Origin of the sequence: Burkholderia mayonis (genome assembly GCF_001523745.2) — a bacterium.
GTDB classification, from domain to species: domain Bacteria; phylum Pseudomonadota; class Gammaproteobacteria; order Burkholderiales; family Burkholderiaceae; genus Burkholderia; species Burkholderia mayonis.
Genome location: NZ_CP013387.1, coordinates 2111413 through 2130413 on the forward strand (window position 1 = coordinate 2111413; position 19001 = coordinate 2130413).

Below are 19001 nucleotides of genomic sequence, written 5' to 3' on the forward strand. Positions count from 1 at the left end.
GCCCGCACGAATCCGATGTTCCACGTTGGCCCAGATCCTGACCTGACGCAGAAGAACAGATGTCCGCGCTCACACCCGCAGAAGTGCTGTACGAAGGCGTTGCGCCGCCCGCGATCCCGCCGTGCTGCGATCATTACGCGGGCAGCGAGAAGCTGATGCTGAAATCGCTCGCGCTGCAGGCCGAGCTCGGCCCCGTCTTCGACATCACGCTCGACTGCGAGGACGGCGCCGCCGTCGGCCGCGAAGCCGAGCACGCGGCGCTCGTCGCGGCGCTCGTCGGCGGTGACGCGAACCGCTTCGGGCGCGTCGGCGCCCGGATCCACGACATTTCCCACCCTCACTGGCGCGACGACGTCCGCATTGTCCTGCGCGCGGCGCGCCCGCTCGCCTATCTGACGCTGCCGAAGGTCGGCGGCGCAGCCGACGCGGCCGAGATGTGCGCGTTCATCGAAGCATCCCGCCGCGAGCTCGGCATCGCGCAGCCGATCCCCGTCGACGTGCTGATCGAGACGCACGGCGCGCTCGCCGATGCAGCGCAAATCGCCGCGCTGCCGACCGTCGCGACGCTGAGCTTCGGCCTGATGGACTTCGTGTCCGCGCATCACGGCGCGATTCCGGACGACGCGATGCGCGCGCCCGGCCAGTTCGACCACCCGCTCGTGCGCCGCGCGAAGCTCGAGATCGCCGCCGCGTGCCATGCGCACGGCAAGACCCCATCGCACAATGTGACGACCGAGGTGCGCGACATGCGCGTCGTCGCCGACGACGCGCGCCGCGCCCGCGAGGAATTCGGCTACACGCGGATGTGGAGCATCCATCCGGCGCAGATCCGCGAAATCGTCGCGGCGTTTGCGCCGCGCGCGGGCGAAATCGTGCGCGCGACCGAGATCCTGCTTGCCGCGCAGGCGGCCGACTGGGGCCCGACGCGCCACGACGACGCGCTGCACGACCGGGCGAGCTACCGCTACTACTGGTCAGTGCTGCGCCGCGCGCGGGCGACCGGCCAGCCGCTGCCGGCGGAATCGGCGCCGCTCTTTCGACGCGCGGACGAACCGGCGGCGGAGCGACGCGAAGCATGAACGGTGCACGAGCGCGCAAAAACTGAATTCGACGGGCCAAATAGGTGAAAATAGCGGCCGCTGCGCGCTTCCGGGGCGCGTGCAGTTCAACCCGGTGGACGAGCTGTGCGTCCGCCCTTGTTAACGATTAAATGTAAGGTTCTGACTCCATGAAGAAACTGCTGATCGCCACCGTCATCGGCGCGCTGTCCGCCACGATGCTGGCCGCGGCGCCGAGCGCGTTCGCCCAGGCTTCGTCCACCACCGCGAAGAAAGCCACGCCGAAGCGCCCCGCGCCGAAGCGTCACCTGATCCCGCGCAGCAAGAAGGCGCAGGCGCGCGCGGCCGCGAAAACCGATCCGGTGCCGGAAGGCGCGGTCAAGTGGTCCTGCAAGGACGGCCTGTCGTACGACCTCGCGGGCGACATGAAGCGCGACCAGATCGTCACGGTCCACTGGGCCAACAAGAACTACAAGCTGCCCCGTCAGCAGACGACGACGGGCGCGGACGTGTTCTACGACCCGGCAAGCGGCATGAAGCTCGTCGTGATCCCGACGAAGGCCATGCTCTTCAGCGACAAGGACGACAGCCGCCTCGCCGACGAATGCCAGACGCCCGAAATGGCGGCCGGCAACGCCGTCGCGCCGACCCAGTCGAACGAGCTGAAGCCGGCGAACTGAGGTCGATCCCGACAGCAACCATCTTGCATGGGACCAGAGCAAGCGCTGAAGCGCCGGCTCTGGTCGACAGGAGCTTCGATGTCCGCCCCAATCCCGAACGTCCGGCCCGCGCCGGATTCAGTGCTGGTCGATATCGCCGACTACGTGCTGAACCATCGCATCGACAGTGCGCTCGCGCTCGAAACCGCGCGCCACTGCCTGATCGATACGCTCGGGTGCGGGCTCGAAGCGCTGTCGTATCCCGCCTGCACCAAGCTGCTGGGGCCGATCGTGCCGGGCACGATCGTGCCGCACGGCGCAAAGGTGCCCGGCACGCCATTCCAGCTCGATCCGGTGCAGGCCGCATTCAACATCGGCGCGGCGATCCGCTGGCTCGACTTCAACGACACCTGGCTCGCGGCCGAATGGGGCCATCCGTCCGACAATCTGGGCGGCATCCTCGCGACGGCCGACTGGCTGTCGCGCACCGCGATCGCGGCCGGCAAGCGGCCGCTCGCGATGAAGGACGTGCTCGTCGCGATGATCCATGCGCACGAGATCCAGGGCTGCCTCGCGCTCGAGAATTCGTTCAACCAGGTCGGCCTCGACCACGTGCTGCTCGTGAAGGTCGCGTCGACCGCGGCCGTCGGCCGCCTGCTCGGCCTGTCGCGCGACGAGCTGATCAACGCGCTGTCGCTCGCGTTCGTCGACGGCCAGGCGCTGCGCACCTACCGCCACGCGCCGAACACCGGTTCGCGCAAGTCGTGGGCGGCAGGCGATGCAACATCGCGCGCCGTGCGCCTCGCGCTGATCGCGAGGACGGGCGAGATGGGCTATCCGTCCGCGCTGACCGCGAAGACCTGGGGCTTCTACGACGTGTCGTTCGGCGGCAGGCCGTTCCGCTTCCAGCGCCCGTACGGCACGTACGTGATGGAAAACGTGCTGTTCAAGATCGCGTATCCGGCCGAATTCCATGCGCAGACGGCCGTCGAGGCCGCGATGACGCTGCACGCGCAGCTCGCGGCCGCCGGCCGCACGGCGGACGAGATCCGCCGCGTCTCGGTGCGCACGCACGCGGCGGCAATCCGCATCATCGACAAACAGGGCCCGCTCGCGAACCCGGCGGACCGCGATCACTGCATCCAGTACATGATCGCCGTGCCGCTCCTGTTCGGCCGCCTGACGGCCGCCGACTACGAGGACGCAATCGCGGCCGATCCGCGGATCGACGCGCTGCGCGCGAAGATCGCGTGCGTCGAAGACCCGCAATTCACGAAGGATTACCACGACCCGGCGAAGCGCTCGATCGCGAACGCGCTCGCGATCGAGTTCAACGACGGATCGACGCTCGCCGAGGCGGCGGTCGAGTATCCGATCGGCCATATGCGGCGGCGCGCCGACGGGATTCCGCTCCTCATCGACAAGTTCAGGACGAATCTCGCGCGCCGTTTCCCGGCGAAGCAGCAACAAGCGATTCTCGACGTGTCGCTGGACCAGGCAAAGCTCGAAGCGATGCCGGTCGATGAGTACGTCGATCTGTATGTGATATAGCCGTCAGATACAGGACTTCTTCTTTCCTAGCCTCAAACCCAGGAAATCACCATGGCCCACAATCTCCACAAAACACTCAAGGAATTCGACAGCGGTTCCGGCAAAGGCAAGTTCTACTCGCTGCCGAAGCTCGGCAAGGAACTGAAGACGAAGATCGAGCGCCTGCCGGTCTCGATCCGGATCGTGCTCGAGTCCGTGCTGCGCAACTACGACGGCAAGAAGATCACCGAAGAGCACATCGAGCAGCTGGCCAACTGGAAGCCGAACGCGAAGCGCGTCGACGAAATCCCGTTCGTCGTGTCGCGCGTCGTGCTGCAGGACTTCACGGGTGTGCCGCTCCTCGCCGACATCGCCGCGATGCGCGGCGTCGCGAAGCGCGCGGGCAAGAATCCGAAGAAGATCGAGCCGCTGGTCCCGGTGGATCTCGTCGTCGACCACTCGGTCCAGATCGACTACTTCCGCCAGAAGGACGCGCTCGACCTGAACATGAAGCTGGAATTCCAGCGCAACAACGAGCGCTACCAGTTCATGAAGTGGGGCATGCAGGCATTCGACACGTTCAAGGTCGTGCCGCCGGGCGTCGGCATCGTCCACCAGGTGAACCTCGAGTACCTCGCGCGCGGCGTCCACAAGAAGAAGGACGACGGCGACACCGTCTACTACCCGGACACGCTCGTCGGCACCGACAGCCACACGACGATGATCAACGGCATCGGCGTCGTCGGCTGGGGCGTGGGCGGCATCGAAGCCGAAGCGGGCATGCTCGGCCAGCCGGTGTACTTCCTGACGCCGGACGTCGTCGGCGTCGAGCTGAAGGGCAAGCTGCGCGAAGGCGTAACGGCGACCGACCTGGTCCTCACGATCACCGAAATGCTGCGCAAGGAGAAGGTCGTCGGCAAGTTCGTCGAGTTCTTCGGCGTTGGCACGAAGACGCTCGCGCTGCCGGACCGCGCGACGATCGCGAACATGGCGCCGGAATACGGCGCGACGATGGGCTTCTTCCCGGTCGACGAGAAGACGATCGACTACTTCAAGGGCACGGGCCGCACGAAGGCGGAAATCGCCGCGTTCGAGAACTACTTCAAGGCGCAGGACCTGTTCGGCATTCCGAAGGCGGGCGACATCGACTACACGAAGACGCTGACGCTGGATCTGTCGACGGTCGCACCGTCGCTCGCAGGCCCGAAGCGTCCGCAGGACCGCATCGAGATCGGCAACGTCAAGTCGACGTTCACCGATCTGTTCTCGAAGCCCGTCGCGGAAAACGGCTTCGCGAAGAAGGCGGAAGACCTGAACGCCGAGTACAAGACGAGCAACGGCGTCGACGTGAAGAACGGCGACGTGCTGATCGCCGCGATCACGTCGTGCACGAACACGTCGAACCCGAGCGTGCTGCTGGCCGCCGGCCTCGTCGCGAAGAAGGCCGTCGAAGCCGGCCTGACCGTCGCGCCGCACATCAAGACGTCGCTCGCGCCCGGATCGCGGATCGTCACCGAGTACCTGACGAAGACGGGCCTGCTGCCCTACCTCGCGAAGCTCGGCTTCGAAGTCGCCGCGTACGGCTGCACGACCTGCATCGGCAACGCGGGCGACCTCACGCCCGAGCTGAACGAAGCGATCACGAAGAACGACATCGTCGCGGCGGCCGTGCTGTCGGGCAACCGCAACTTCGAAGCGCGCATCCACCCGAACATCCGCGCGAACTTCCTGGCGTCGCCGCCGCTCGTCGTCGCGTACGCGATCGCCGGCAACATCACGCGCGACCTGATGACCGAGCCGGTCGGCCAGGGCAAGGGCGGCAAGGACATCTATCTCGGCGATATCTGGCCGACGAGCGAAGAAGTCCAGTCGCTCCTCAAGTTCGCGCTCGATCCGGAGAAGTTCGAGAAGAACTACTCGCAGCTCACGAAGAAGGGCGACCTCTGGAGCAAGATCGAAGGCGAAAGCGGCCAGGTGTACGACTGGCCGAAGTCGACGTACATCGCGGAACCGCCGTTCTTCGGCAGCGAATTCTCGATGGAGCCGGCCGATTCGATCGCGACGGTCAAGGGCGCGCGCGCGCTCGGCATCTTCGGCGATTCGGTCACGACCGACCACATCAGCCCGGCAGGCTCGATCAAGGAAGACTCGCCGGCCGGCAAGTGGCTGAAGGAAAACGGCGTGCAGAAGGCCGACTTCAACAGCTACGGCTCGCGTCGCGGCAACCATGACGTGATGATGCGCGGCACGTTCGCGAACGTCCGGATCAAGAACCTGATGATCCCCGCGAAGGCCGACGGCACGCGCGTCGAAGGCGGCCTGACGATCCACCAGCCGAGCGGCGAACAGCTGTCGATCTACGACGCGGCGATGAAGTACATCGACGCCGACACGCCGACCGTCGTGTTCGCGGGCGAGGAGTACGGCACGGGCTCGTCGCGCGACTGGGCGGCGAAGGGCACGCAACTGCTCGGTGTGAAGGCCGTGATCGCACGCAGCTTCGAGCGGATCCACCGTTCGAACCTGGTCGGCATGGGCGTGCTGCCGCTGCAGTTCAAGGGCTCGGACAGCATCCAGTCGCTCGGCATCACGGGCGACGAGACGTACGACATCGAAGGTCTCGGCGACGACTTCAAGCCGCAACAGGACGTCACGCTCGTGATCCATCGCAAGAACGGCGAAACGAAGCGCGTGCCGGTGCTGCTGCGCATCGATACGCCGATCGAAGTCGATTACTACAAGCACGGCGGCATCCTGCCGTTCGTGCTGCGCTCGCTGCTCGCAGCGTAAGCATCCTGTTTTTTGCAGGGACCGCGCGACGCAGCGATGCGTGCGCGGTCGATTTGAAGCCCGGCCTGGCCGGGCTTTTTTGTGCCGGTTCATCCGGCTGCGGAAACCTCGCGTGCGATCGCGGAGCCTGCTTCGCGCGGTCAGTGCGGTCAGTGCGGTCAGTGCGGTCAGTGCGGCTCGCCGCGCGCATGCCGCGAATATCAATATATGAACAGCGGGATATCGCACCCAATTACGAAATCTGGCAGGCTCGTTTTGCCGAAATTCGGCATCGACGTCGTTCGGCCAACGAAGAAGTGCATCGACCCCATCGACGATCCGAACCGCGATCGCCGGACGAAGCCGCTTGCAACGACGCGAGTCGATTTTGTCGCCTCCGCGACTATCGGTTCCGGCGAGCGGGAATCCGGCGCCACGTCAGCCACACGATCAGCGTGAACAGCACGTACGCGACCGTGAACACCCACGCCGGCAAGTCGTAGTACAGCAGTCGGCCGACCCAGCGCTGCAGGAAGCCCTGCGCACTCGGCGAACCGGTGCGCAGACGGTCTTCGAGCACCGTCAGCGGGCAATCGATACCGAGCGCCGCCAACGCGGCGACGACGCCGATCGCAAGCAGATGGACGAGCCTGAACGTCCGGTCGCGCACCCATCGCCAGCCGAGCGCGGCGCCCGTCCAGACCGCGACGAGTCCGCCGACGATGAAAAGCACGATCAGCGCATGCAAGACGAGTACCGCATCGGCAAGCCAGACCATGATGTCCTTTGAGCGGGCGGCGGGATCGCCGCGCGGGACGTCGCCGCGCGTCGATGCGGTGCCTGCTTGCTGTGGCCATGCCGTCGACGCCGGTGCGTGGCGCACGCGGATGGACGCGGGTAGGCGCAGCTACATCGACCACGCGTGCGACAACGGCCGCAGGACGAACCGGATCGTCCACCGCCAGCGCACCGCTTCGCTCCGGGCGACGACCGTCGCGCTCACGAGCGCCGCAGTCCCGCAAAACGGAGCATACGCCGATGCCGGCGCGCATCGACATAGCGATCGAAGGCGCTGCCGACGACTGGTGCGGACTCGCGGCGGCATTGCGCCGTTCGCACTCGAATCGAGCGCTTACCGAGTAAGAGCTGATTCCTGGACGGCCGCGCAACGCAGCAACGCGTGCGCGGCCAGCGCCTGGCCCGGCCACGCCGGGCGTCTCGATCGGCAAGCGGCGGTCGGATCGACCGTCAGCTTGCCGGCTTGTCGAGCACCGCATACCACGAACACACGACGCCTGCGGGCGCGACGCCGCCCGCTCCGTTCGAGTGCGGCACGGTGCGCACGATAGACCCGGCGAGCGCGGGCCGCTGCTTGATGCCGTTCGGCCAGGCCGGACTCAGATAGCCGACGTAGTCGTAGATCCACTCCTCGCCGCCCACCTTGCCGCGCCCCTGGAACCTCACGGTATTGGGCGCGCCGTAGTCGACGTAGCCGCTCAGCGTCAGTTCCCATCCGTCGCCATAGATGCGGCCCTTGAAGACGCCCATCGGCGCCTTGTCGATCTGGATGTTGGCGCGGCCGAACTCCAGCTTGTCGAAGTCCATCGACAAGTTAGGATTGTTGATCAAACTGCGGTACGTCCAGATGCCTGCCAGGCTGCCGATTTCCGGGTCATAGCTCATGTCGCACTCCTTTGTCACGTCGGATCGGCCTGCGCGCCGAACCGGAGCTGCACATGTGGAAAAACATGGAAAAAAGAAACGGACCATCGGCGAGGACGCGCACGGCGCCCTCGCCGTCCTTCAGTCGGCGACCTCGAACTGCGGCTGCAATCCAGCCACCGTCGCGATGGCAGCCCTCGCCGCGCTCGGCACGCCGCCCCCGCGGTGAATGAATTCCACCCGGAATTTCGCTTTCGGCACGTCGTCGGCCGGAATCGCACTCAACGGGAAATGCGCGACGACGTCCAGATGCGTCAGGCAATTCGCGCAATGCACGACGTTCCAGCGGCTCAGAACCGATTTGTGGCCGAGGTAATACTCGCGCGTCTTGCCGTTCGAGTCCGTCACGGCCGCGTACGCCTTCATGATGAAGGATCCTTGGAACTGCGCGCGGTCAACGCCCGTCACCGTCAGCTTCTTCGTGCTGTTTCCGCTCGGTACGGCCAGCAACGACGCCTTCAGTTCGGAAGCGACGTCGTCGAGCGAACCCCGCCCGTACGTGAATCCGAGCTGGCGCTCGATGTTGATGCAGTCCTCGGACATGTAGGCGTCGCCATTGGATTTCCTGAACGGATTGAGCGGCGTCTTGAGACCGAGCGCCTCGCCCGGCGCGAAACCGGGAGTCGGCCCTTGCGAATCGCTCGCGTTCGTGCCCGGATAGTCGCGGATGATGTCGAGATGGTCGGTGTGCCCCGTCTGCTTCTGCCAGACCCAGAACATGCGATCGACGTTGCAGTGATGGAAAAAGAAAATCGGATCCATGCCGGCCGTGTTGTTTTCCCCCATGTCGCCGTTCGCGCCGGCGATCTGTCCGACTTCGTCGCCGGGCCCGTTGCCGAGATCGAAACCGCCGACGGACAGATGGATGTCGTTGTGCGGCGATTCGACGGGCGTCACGTAGCCCGGGTTCGAGCTGTTCCATACCGATGCGGAAGTCGTATTGGAAAACACCGTGTAGTTCGGCGCCGACAGGCAGCGGATGTATTTCGCATAGACGCCGTTCCTGGTCGGATTGGGATCCTCCGGCGTCGGCGAACTGCCGCGCAACCATGCCTTCACGTTGCTGTTGAGCAGTTCGGTATTCTTCTTCGGATTCGGGAATTTCGCATTGTGTATAGTCGTCTGCTCGCGTGCCTCCGGCGTGCCGACGAGGCCGGACAACGGGTAACGCTTCGTCACATACCCTTTTGGTTTCTCGTAGATGTTGCCGTCACCCGGCAGGTGATCGGACAGCGCTTCGGGCAGCACGAACGAGCGCAGCGGATTGTCGATTTCCTTGCCGTCCAGCACGAACGTCTCCTGGGTCAGAATCGACGGAATCCCGTGCTTCAGCGTATAGTCATCCGTCTCGTCCCAGAACGGCATCGACACGCCCGGCACGATGCTCTGGAGCGCCTCTTCGAGCTTGTAGACATACATCCGGTGCCAGGTCGGGAACAGCACGTTGCCGTGATTGCAGTAGCCGCCCCAATACGGATAGATGTCGTCTGGCGGCAAGGCGTCCACCGGCTTGCGATACTGGAACGGTTCGCCGTGATAGCCGCCAAGCGCGAAGAACGATTTCGGATCCGACGGCGGCAATGCCTTGATGCCGGCCCACGCGCGCACGAGATCTTCGAGCGGCTTCTTGTCCTCATCTGTGTCGTAGAGCTTCTGAAGGTCGCGCACCGACCGGCGCACTCTCAATCCATTCAAGTTAGACATGTCCACTCCTTTTATCGCGTAGCGTTGTAGTCCCTCGGCATGCCTCGGGATTTACGGATGACGGCGTCGTCTTGCGAGCACGCGCGCGATGGTCTCGGCCATGCCGGGAAACGCGCACGCGCTGCCCTCGCCCGGCTCAAGAACGGGCGGACGGGCGACCGACGGATCGCCATCGGTAAATGGGGGTAAAGGGTTGTACTGAATGCTGAGCTGAACCTTGCCGGCCACGACGTCGTTGGATAGCAGCGCAACGATCTTCAGCCCCTCATCGAGCCCGGATGAAATGCCGCCGCCCGTGATGCGCGTGCCGTCGATGACAAAGCGCGGATAGTCCGGCGCCACGTCGATGCATGGAAACAGCCTGAGACAGGGGAGAAACGCCCAATGCGTCGTCGCTTTGTAACCATCCAGATAACCGGCTGCCGCGGCAAGCAGCGCCCCTTCGCACACCGATGCCGCGTAATCGGCGAACGACGCCTGCCGCGACAGAAAATCCATGCGCGCCGAATCGAGCATCAAGCGCTGCAGCGCAGCGGGATCGCCGCCGGGCACCCAGAGCAGATCCACTTGCTCGACATCGCGAAAGCTCGGCAAATCGCCACCAAGCGTCAGGTGGTCGCGCGTCGCAACGGAAGAACCGTCGAATGAGATCAGATGCACTTCGCGATGCGGCGCATCGTGGATCACGTCGGGCTCGATCTGCGCCATCCAGTCGAACAGCTCGCGCGGCACCGCGACGTCGAGCAGGTCTACGCCGTCGTACACGATGATGCCGATCCGATAAGCGTCAGTTGATCGCATGGCTCGCCCTCGCCACCGTTATCGCGTCGTCCATCGCCCGCATTGCGACGTGATGGAGCATCATGCCGACCAGCATCGAGCACACCAGTCCATTGGCGCCCCACGGCCAGTCGACCAGATCCGCCCACGTCGTCAGCAGCATGGCCGACAGGCTCATTGCGAACATCATCGTACCGAGCGCGACCGCGACATCGACGATCCGCCTGAGCGGGCGGACGCCGCGCTTTCGCTCGCCGTGCACGCTCAGGATGCTCAAGCCGAGCATCGCCGCGGCGGTGAACGGAAACAGGCGGACGTGCAGGATCCAATCGTCGACGAAGGACGCACGGCTGCACAGTGCAAGCACTGCCTCCGGATAAGTCGACGCAAAATCCGCAAGCAGCGCGCCGCTCAACACGGCCGCGCCTGCGATCGGCAATACGCCTGCGCGCACGTCTCGCCATGCACGCATCGTCCCGACGCCGGCAAGTGCGAGCGCAGGCAGCGCGTTCCATGCCCAGAACGTCGGCGTATGCGATGCCGCGATGGGCAGCACGCACGCAACCCAGCCCGCCAACGCGTGCAGTACGACGCGAACCGAGCGCGCCCGATCGAAGCCGATGCTGGATGCACGGAACATCTGATGATCCCCGTCATGTATTTCTTCGTGTTCGTTGGCGCGGCCGCCTTCGGCGTGGTCTCGATTCCGATCGCCCGATTTCCGTCGGCGGCATCGCGCTTCATCGACGACGGATACGGCGCACAATCGTCGCCGAAGGCATAGCATTCGCGCCATGTCCTTCCGCTTCGATGCAATGGGACCCGGTGCGCACGCGACAGCGCCTGCGGCGAGCGCCCCTTTCGGCACGGGCGTCGTCAACGCGCAGCCCCCTTTTTGCCGGCGCTCCGGGCTTTCGCGCCCTCCTTCTGTATCCGGTGCAGTTTCGTCCTGCGAACGATGCCGTGCGCCTCCGCGCGACATGTCACGAGATCATGAGCGATCTCTCGTCGACGATGCTTCGTTGCCGGCCGTCACGGCCGTTCCCTCGATCATTCGAATGTCGAAGCATCTCAACTCGACGAATCACAGATCAATCTAGGCGGCGGCAGAGCGATTCCCCAACTACCAGAAGTAGTAGGCCCGGTCGGCTTGCGATGCCGATCGGCCGGGCCGCGCCGCACACCACTTTCTGCGACGCGGAAGAGCCGCTTGCCAACGGCACGGAAGCATCGACATGCTGTTGGGCGCGCACCGCTCCGAGCAGTCTTCGTAACGATGTGCTTCGTTAAAAGCGTTTGCGATGAATGGACTCGTTGCTATTGGTTCGCACTGTCTCGCGCTTACTTTCGCTGCGCCAGCCACGCATGCGCCGCCGATCGAACACCGTTCTTTGTCGAGACGATTACGCGTGTCGCCCTCTTCGTCGGCGCCCCACAGACGACGCGCCGCCATCGCGCGGATTTTGCGTGTCGATTGTTCCCATGCGATTCCAGCGACACGATCGAAATCTGATGAACAGAAGACCATGCGCGATGATGTTCATCGTGCCCCCACCGCCGGTGGCCTGCGCATCCTGCTGGCCCACGCGATCGATCCCAAAGCCCCGCGAGCGTTCGGAGCAATACGGGGTGAGTGCATCGACGCCATCACGCACACGATCCAATCTCCCGGCTGCGTCATTGCGTCAGGCATCGACCCAAGGGAAAACCCTATAATGTCGCTTCGGCTCGGGCCGCATCCGGTCGTCCGCGCCCACGTACCGAGCCACGCGCGGAGGCAGGATCCGTGCCATATTTCGATGCGGCCTTCGCCGCGAATCCATCATGAAGCGAATCGGAGCGTTTTTCATTGCGACCTGGTCGGCCGCCGCGCTGCTCTATCTGGGACGGCACTCGGTGCCGATGATCGCGATGAGCGGCGTCGTCGCGCTTGCGAGTTTCGATCTGTTTCGTCCGTAACCCGGCTGCGGCGTGCAAGCTCGCGGCCGCTTCCACATCGGCCGCCGCCAAGCGAAATCGCTGCCCGATCGGACCGCCAATCGTATCGGCTCACGGCGAAAACAGCGTTCGTCGACGCCTCACCGGTCTCGACTTCGCACCTCGACGCAGCCTCTAGAAGGGTCCGTCAAAAGAGAAAGGTGTCGCGCGCACGCACCACATTCTTTCATTCAGCATCCCAAGCAATTTCATCCAACTCCATTTCACCTTTCATTCACCGTTCACCATTCAGATAGTGGGCTGGTGTGTCACTTTTTCTCTGTCAGCAGTAACAGCTAACGAAACTGGCAGTTACCGAAACGAGAAGTGCTCGCATACGCTTAGCGCGCTCTCTTCCCCACAAGGGTCGGAGCTTGACAACGTCGCACTCTCTCAAAAGGACACACTCGATGAACAGGACCGCCGAAATTGCACTCTCCCTTTCCCCGCTGTGCAGGCGACTTGCCTGCGTGTGGCCGTTCGCGCTCGCCGCCGGCGTCGCCCACGGCGCGACGGACTGGGTCGATACGCATACCAAATCTTTCTTGAACCATGCGCAGATCGAGACGCTCGCCCACAGCGCGAACACCGCATCGCTCGAGGTCGCGTCCGGCGAAGCTACGCACATCGTGGTCAGCCTGAAGCTGCGCAATGCCGAGCAACTGAAAGCCATCGCGCACAACGTCAACGATCCGCATAGTTCGCAGTACCGTCAATTCATCACGAGCGCGCAATTCCTGTCGAACTACGCACCGACCGAAGCGCAGGCGAAGCAAGTCGTCGACTATCTGCGCAAGAACGGCTTCGTCGACATCCGCGTCGCGCCGAACCGCATGCTCGTTTCCGCGCGCGGCACCGCGGGCACGGTCAAGCAGGCGTTCAACACGTCGCTCGTCCACTTCGAATACGCGGGCCGCTCGGGCTTTGCGAACGCATCCACCGCGCAGGTGCCGAGCGCGCTCGGCGACGTCGTCGGCTCCGTACTCGGCCTGCAGAACGTCGCGCGCGCACGGCCGCTGTCGAAGACCGGCGCCGTCGCGAAACCGCAGGCGCTCGCGTCGGGCACGGCGACGGGCCACTACCCGTCGGAATTCCCGGGGCTCTACAACGCGACCGGCGTGCCGACCGCGGCGAACGCGACGGTCGGCATCATGACGATCGGCGGCGTGTCGCAAGCGCTGTCGGATCTGCAGCAGTTCACGAGCGCGAACGGCTATTCGAGCGTGTCGGCACAGACCGTGCAGACCAACGGCTCGGGCGGCAACTACAGCGACGACCAGGAAGGCCAGGGCGAATGGGATCTCGACAGCCAGTCGATCGTCGGCTCCGCGGGCGGTCAGGTCGGCCAACTGATCTTCTACATGGCCGATCTCAACGCGTCGGGCAACACCGGCCTCACGCAAGCGTTCAACCAAGCCGTATCGGACGACACGGCGAAAGTGATCAACGTGTCGCTCGGCTGGTGCGAAACCGATGCGAACGCGGACGGCACGCTCGCCGCCGAAGAGCAGATCTTCACGCAGGCGGTCGCGCAGGGCCAGACGTTCGCCGTGTCGTCGGGCGACGAAGGCGTCTACGAATGCAACAACCGCGGCTATCCGGACGGTTCGAACTACTCGGTATCGTGGCCGGCGTCGTCGCCGCACGTGCTCGCGATCGGCGGCACGACGCTCTACACGTCGTCGTCAGGCACGTTCTCGAACGAGACCGTGTGGAACGAAGGACTCGACGGCAACGGCAAGCTGTGGGCGACGGGCGGCGGCGTCAGCACGATCCTGCCGAATCCGTCGTGGCAGTCGGGCAGCAACCGCAAGCTGCCGGACGTGTCGTTCGACGCCGCGCAAAGCACGGGGGCGTACATCTACAACTACGGCCAGTTGCAGCAGATCGGCGGCACGAGCCTGTCCGCGCCGATCTTCAGCGGCTTCTGGGCACGGATCCTGTCGGCGAACGGTGCGAACCTCGGCTTCCCGGCCGCGCGCTTCTATCACTCGATCCCGGCACATTCGTCGCTCGTGCGCTACGACGTCACGTCTGGCAACAACGGCTATCAGGGGTACGGCTACAACGCGTCGACCGGCTGGGACTACCCGACCGGCTGGGGCAGCATCAACATCTCGAATCTGAACCAGCTCATCCAGTCGGGCGGCTTCAACTAAGCCGGCGCCCGCCGGCGTGAGCAGCAGATGCCAGGCCGCAATCGGCAGGCGGCGAACGACAAGCGCGACGCGACCGGAGGGCGCGCCGCGCTTTTCTGCATACCGACGTTTCAGCTCACCGCACGCTTCGCGTTGCGTCCGCGCAGCCATTCGAGCGCAAGCAGCAGACAGGTCGAAAAGACGATGAGGATCGTCGCGAGCGCGGCGATCGTCGGACTGATGTTTTCGCGGATGCCAGTGAACATCTGGCGCGGCAGCGTCGTCTGGTCGGCGCCCGCGAGGAACAGCGTGACGACCACTTCGTCGAACGACGTCGCGAACGCGAATAGCGCGCCCGACATCACGCCCGGCGCGATCACGGGCAGCGTCACGCGGAAGAACGTCGTCACCGGATTCGCGCCGAGCGACAGACTCGCGCGCACGAGATTCTGATTGAAGCCCTGCAGCGTCGCCGCGACGGTCGTCACGACGAACGGCACGCCGAGCGCCGCGTGCGCGCAGATGAGCCCCGTATACGTGTTCGCGAGGCCGAGCGGCGCGAAGAACAGATACATGCCGACGCCCACGACGACGACGGGCACGATCATCGGCGACAGCAACACCGCCATCAGCAGGCCCTTGCCGCGAAAATCCGTCTTCGTCAGGCCGATCGCGGCGAGCGTGCCGAGCACGGTCGCGACGAGCGTCGCGGCCGGCGCGACGATGAAGCTGTTCTTCGCGGCCATCCGCCACTCGTCGGACGCAAGCAGGTTCTCGTACCAGCGCATCGAGAAGCCCGGGATCGGATAGACGAGAAACGTGCTCGACGAGAACGACAGCGGCACGATCGCGAGCACGGGCAGGATCAGATACAGCAGCGTCAGCACGACGAGACCGCGCAGCACGAAATACCATGCACGCTCGGCCATCGATACGTGCGGTGCAAAGAGCGGCTTCGCAAGCAATTTCATGTTCGTTTTCCTGGTTCGCCCGGCTTCGCTCAGCCGAGGCTCAATTGCGTGCGGGTGAAGCGGCCGTAGATCGCGTACAGCACGAGCGTCGCGGCGAGCAGCAGGCCGCCGAGCGCGCACGCCATCCCCCAGTTGATCGTCACGTTCGTGAAATACGCGACGTAGTAGCTGACCATCTGATCGTTCGGGCCGCCGAGCAACGCGGGCGTGATGTAGTAGCCGATCGCGAGGATGAACACGAGCAGCGCGCCCGCACCGATGCCGGGATACGTTTGCGGCACGTACACGCGCCAGAACGCGGCGAACGGGTGGCTGCCGAGCGACACCGCCGCGCGCTGATAGCTCGGCGGAATCGACTTCATCACGCTGTAGAGCGGCAGGATCATGAACGGCAGCAGGATGTGCGTCATCGAGATGTAGACGCCGACACGATTGAACAGCAGCGCAAGCGGCTGCGAGATCAGTCCGACGTCGATCAGCGCGCGATTGACGAGCCCTTCGCTTTGCAGCAGCACGATCCATGCGGCGACGCGCACGAGCACCGACGTCCAGAACGGAATCAGCACGAGGATCATCGCGAGATTCGCGCGCCGCTCGGGCAGCGTCGAGATCCAGTACGCGAGCGGATAGCCGAGCAACAGCGCGAACAGCGTGACCGCGAAGCCGATCACGAGCGTGCGGCCGAAGATCGCGAGATAGATCGATTGATCGGGATCGGCGGGCACGACCTGGCCGAAGCCGTCCTGCTTGTGATCGAGCGCCGCGAGCAGATAGAACGGCGAATAGCGGCCGCCGTTCTTCGCGATCGCCTGCCAGTAAGCGGAGTCGCCCCAGCGCTCGTCAAGCTCGATCAGCTTCGCGCGCGTCTGCGCGGGCGTGAGTGTCGCGTTCGCATCGCCCGTCAACGGCATCGCGCGCGCGGTCTTCGCGACGAGCGACCGATAGCCGGGGATTTCGGTGTTCAGGCGCCGCGCGAGCGCGCCCATCGCCTCGCTGTCGGCGACCAGCGTGAGATCGGCCGCGAGCGCCACGTAGGCGGCGTTGCCGGGCGGCGCCTTGCGGTCCCAGTTCGCGAGCGCGGCGACCGCATGCGGCAGCGCGGTCGCGATCTCGGGATTCTGCACGGCGCGCGTGAGCAGCGCGCCGATCGGGACCACGAACACGAGCAGCAGGAATACCGCGAGCGGCGCGACGAGCAGCAGCGCCATCGCGCGTTTCCTGGCCTCGGCCGCTTTCAGTTCACGCTTGAGCGAGTGAGTCGGCGGCGCCGACTGCGTAGCGATCGTCATCGAATTCAACGGTTGTCTCCGGCCGAAACGCCGTTCGGAGGAATGCCGCGCGCGCCGCCGTGACGCGCGCGGCCGATTGCTTCATCGGCTCACGCGGCCGTCACTTCGACGCCCATGCGGCGAAGCGCTGCTCGAGTTCGTCGCCATGGTCGGTCCAGAACGCGATGTTCTGCAGCACGGCGCTCTTGCCGTTCGCCGGAGAGTTCGGCAGGTTCGCGAGCGTCTTCGCATCGAGCGCCTTGATCGCCGTCACGTTCGCGGGGCCGTAGGCGATGTGGTGCGCGTACTCCTGCTGCGGCTTTTGCGACAGCGTGTACGCGATGTACTGCTCGGCAAGCGCCTTGTTCGGCGAGCCCTTCGGAATCGCCCAGTAGTCCAGATCGTAGATGCTGCCGTTCCACACGACCTTCAGGTTCTTCCCTTCCTTCTGCGCGGCGTCGATCCGGCCGTTGTACGCGGTCGACATCACGACATCGCCAGCGACCAGGAATTGCGGCGGCTGCGCGCCCGCCTCCCACCACTGGATGTTCGGCTTCAGCTCGTCGAGCTTCTTGAATGCGCGATCCTGGCCCGCCTTCGTCGCGAGCACCTTGTAGACATCTTTCGGCGCGACACCGTCCGCCATCAGCGCGAACTCGAGGTTGTAGCGCGCGCCCTTGCGCATCCCACGCTTGCCGGGGAATTTCTTCACGTCCCAGAAATCGGCCCAGCCGGCGGGCGCGCTCCTCAGCTTGTCCGCGTTGTACGCGAGCGCCGTCGACCACACGAAGAAGCCGACGCCGCAAGTCTGCGGCGATTCGGGAATCAGTTCGGACTTCTTCGCGATCTTCGTCCAGTCGAGCTTCTCGTACAGACCTTCGTCGCAGCCGCGGTTCAGATCGCCCGACTCGACTTCGACGACGTCCCAGTTCACGTGCTTCGCCTCGACCATCGCCTTCACTTTCGCTTGCTCGCCGTTGTACTCGACGGCCGTGATCTTGTTGCCGGTCGTCTTCTCGAACGGCTGATTGAACGCGGCCTTCTGCGCGTCGCCGTTCGCGCCGCCGAAGTTGACGACCGTCAGCTCGGCCGCGCCCGCCGCCGTGCAGAACGCAACGAGCGACAGCAACGCAACCGCGCGGCGCGGCGTGTTGAGTGCGTGGATCATGATGTTTCCTCTCGTGACAGGTGAAGCGTGGTGGTTGTGCGAAACGTGATGCGTGACTTGCAGTCTCGCGTTCATGCGAAGACCCGCAGATGCTCGGGCCGAAACTCGAGTGAAATCGGCGCGCCCGGCGTGAACGCGGCGAGCGCGCCGGTGCCGAGCGGCACCTTGACGAAGCATTCGTCCTGTCCCGGCAGCACGCAGCGCATCCGGACGTGATCGCCGAAATAGATGAGGCTGCGCGCTTCACCCGACAGCGCATTCGCCGCGCCGTTCGCCGCACATCCATTGCCCGGCGCGACGTTCATCCGCTCGGGGCGGACGCATGCGATGCCGATCGCGCCCGCTTGCGCGTTGCCCGTGTTCAGGCCGACGAGGCGCGTACCGTCGTCGAGCCGGAATTCGCAGAATTCGCCGTTCACGCTCGCGACCGTGCCGCGCAGCCGGTTGCTGTCGCCGATGAAGTTCGCGACGAACTCGTTGCACGGCGATTCGTAGAGCCGATCGACGGTGTCGAGCTGCTGCACGATGCCCTTGTCGAACACAGCGACGCGATCGGACATCGTCAGCGCCTCGCCCTGATCATGCGTCACGTAGACGAAGGTCAGCCCGAGTTTTTCGTGCAACGCCTTCAGTTCGTACTGCATGTGTTCGCGCAGTTGCTTGTCGAGCGCGCCGAGCGGCTCGTCCATCAGCACGAGCTTCGGCTCGAACACGAGCGCGCGCGCGAGCGCGATCCGCTGTTGCTGGCCGCCCGACAACTGCGCCGGATAACGCTTCGCGAAGCGCTCCATCTGCACCATCCGCAGCGCGGCCGCGACGCGGTCCTTGCGCTCGGCGCCGGACATCCGGCGCACGGTCAGCGGATAGTCGACGTTCTGCTCGACGGTCAGATGAGGAAAAAGTGCGTAGTTCTGGAACACCATGCCGATGTTGCGCTTGTGCGGCGGCACGTTGTTCAGCAGCTCGCCGTCGAGGCAAATCTCGCCGCCCGTCGGGAATTCGAAGCCCGCGAGCATCATCAGGCAAGTGGTCTTGCCCGAGCCGGACGGCCCGAGCAGCGTCAGGAATTCGCCGCGCCGGATGTCCAGATCGAGCGATTTGACGACGAGCGTTTCGCCGTCGTAGGTCTTGCGCACGCCGCGAAAGCTGACGATCACATCATCGGTCTTCATCGTCCCGTCCCCTTTTCGTCTTGGCTCGGTATTTCGAGATGCGATTCACTATACGGCGCACACGGTCCTACAATAGGGAACCATT

16 protein-coding genes are annotated in these 19001 nt (G+C 64.8%); 7 read left to right on the forward strand and 9 right to left on the reverse strand.

Annotated features, from left to right (window positions below):
* Positions 1–59 precede the first annotated feature (59 nt).
* The 4 genes from WS70_RS28230 to acnA all read left to right on the forward strand — a co-directional run bounded on the left by WS70_RS28230 (position 60) and on the right by acnA (position 6037).
* Positions 60–1079: an HpcH/HpaI aldolase/citrate lyase family protein gene (locus WS70_RS28230; protein ID WP_059472811.1), complete on the forward strand. Its 1020-nt coding sequence runs from the start codon at positions 60–62 to the stop codon at positions 1077–1079.
* Positions 1080–1228: 149 nt separating this feature from the next.
* Positions 1229–1738, forward strand: a complete 510-nt coding sequence (locus tag WS70_RS28235; RefSeq protein ID WP_059472810.1) for a hypothetical protein — start codon at positions 1229–1231, stop codon at positions 1736–1738.
* Between the two features lie 78 nt (positions 1739–1816).
* A complete protein-coding gene (locus tag WS70_RS28240) occupies positions 1817–3268 on the forward strand; it encodes a bifunctional 2-methylcitrate dehydratase/aconitate hydratase (RefSeq protein WP_059472809.1) in 1452 nt (483 codons plus the stop codon).
* A 51-nt stretch (positions 3269–3319) separates the two neighbouring features.
* Positions 3320–6037: an aconitate hydratase AcnA gene (acnA, locus tag WS70_RS28245; RefSeq protein WP_059472808.1), complete on the forward strand. Its 2718-nt coding sequence runs from the start codon at positions 3320–3322 to the stop codon at positions 6035–6037.
* Positions 6038–6419: 382 nt separating this feature from the next.
* Here acnA and WS70_RS28250 read toward each other — a convergent pair whose 3' ends face one another.
* From WS70_RS28250 to WS70_RS28270, 5 genes are all read right to left on the reverse strand, one after another.
* Positions 6420–6794: a DUF2784 domain-containing protein gene (locus WS70_RS28250; protein WP_059472933.1), complete on the reverse strand. Its 375-nt coding sequence runs from the start codon at positions 6792–6794 to the stop codon at positions 6420–6422.
* A 470-nt stretch (positions 6795–7264) separates the two neighbouring features.
* Entirely contained in the window at positions 7265–7699 is a 435-nt protein-coding gene (locus WS70_RS28255) for a hypothetical protein (protein ID WP_059472807.1), read from the reverse strand.
* A 120-nt stretch (positions 7700–7819) separates the two neighbouring features.
* Complete coding sequence (locus WS70_RS28260) at positions 7820–9442, reverse strand: tyrosinase family protein (protein ID WP_059597654.1); 1623 nt, start codon at positions 9440–9442, stop codon at positions 7820–7822.
* Between the two features lie 51 nt (positions 9443–9493).
* Positions 9494–10243 (reverse strand): DJ-1/PfpI family protein, encoded by a 750-nt coding sequence (locus WS70_RS28265; RefSeq protein ID WP_059472805.1) that lies wholly within the window; start codon positions 10241–10243, stop codon positions 9494–9496.
* The gene (locus tag WS70_RS28270; protein ID WP_059472804.1) at positions 10230–10862 is read right to left on the reverse strand and encodes a hypothetical protein; all 633 of its coding nucleotides are present in this window, start codon (positions 10860–10862) and stop codon (positions 10230–10232) included. Before WS70_RS28270 ends, WS70_RS28265 begins: the two co-directional genes overlap by 14 nt.
* Between WS70_RS28270 and WS70_RS32235 the strand changes: the two genes are divergently transcribed.
* From WS70_RS32235 to WS70_RS28280, 3 genes are all read left to right on the forward strand, one after another.
* Positions 10803–11006: a hypothetical protein gene (locus WS70_RS32235; protein ID WP_162498990.1), complete on the forward strand. Its 204-nt coding sequence runs from the start codon at positions 10803–10805 to the stop codon at positions 11004–11006. The two genes, WS70_RS28270 and WS70_RS32235, sit on opposite strands and share 60 nt — an antisense overlap.
* 1040 nt (positions 11007–12046) lie before the next feature.
* Positions 12047–12181 (forward strand): hypothetical protein, encoded by a 135-nt coding sequence (locus WS70_RS33490; RefSeq protein ID WP_082716366.1) that lies wholly within the window; start codon positions 12047–12049, stop codon positions 12179–12181.
* Between the two features lie 428 nt (positions 12182–12609).
* Positions 12610–14358 (forward strand): S53 family peptidase, encoded by a 1749-nt coding sequence (locus WS70_RS28280; RefSeq protein WP_059597653.1) that lies wholly within the window; start codon positions 12610–12612, stop codon positions 14356–14358.
* 110 nt (positions 14359–14468) lie between these two features.
* Here WS70_RS28280 and WS70_RS28285 read toward each other — a convergent pair whose 3' ends face one another.
* From WS70_RS28285 to WS70_RS28300, 4 genes are all read right to left on the reverse strand, one after another.
* Positions 14469–15308, reverse strand: a complete 840-nt coding sequence (locus WS70_RS28285) for an ABC transporter permease (RefSeq protein ID WP_059472802.1) — start codon at positions 15306–15308, stop codon at positions 14469–14471.
* Positions 15309–15337: 29 nt separating this feature from the next.
* Positions 15338–16597, reverse strand: a complete 1260-nt coding sequence (locus WS70_RS28290) for an ABC transporter permease (RefSeq protein ID WP_059472801.1) — start codon at positions 16595–16597, stop codon at positions 15338–15340.
* Positions 16598–16697: 100 nt separating this feature from the next.
* Positions 16698–17744, reverse strand: a complete 1047-nt coding sequence (locus WS70_RS28295) for an ABC transporter substrate-binding protein (RefSeq protein ID WP_059472800.1) — start codon at positions 17742–17744, stop codon at positions 16698–16700.
* A gap of 71 nt (positions 17745–17815) precedes the next feature.
* Complete coding sequence (locus WS70_RS28300) at positions 17816–18916, reverse strand: ABC transporter ATP-binding protein (RefSeq protein WP_059472799.1); 1101 nt, start codon at positions 18914–18916, stop codon at positions 17816–17818.
* Positions 18917–19001: the final 85 nt, after the last annotated feature.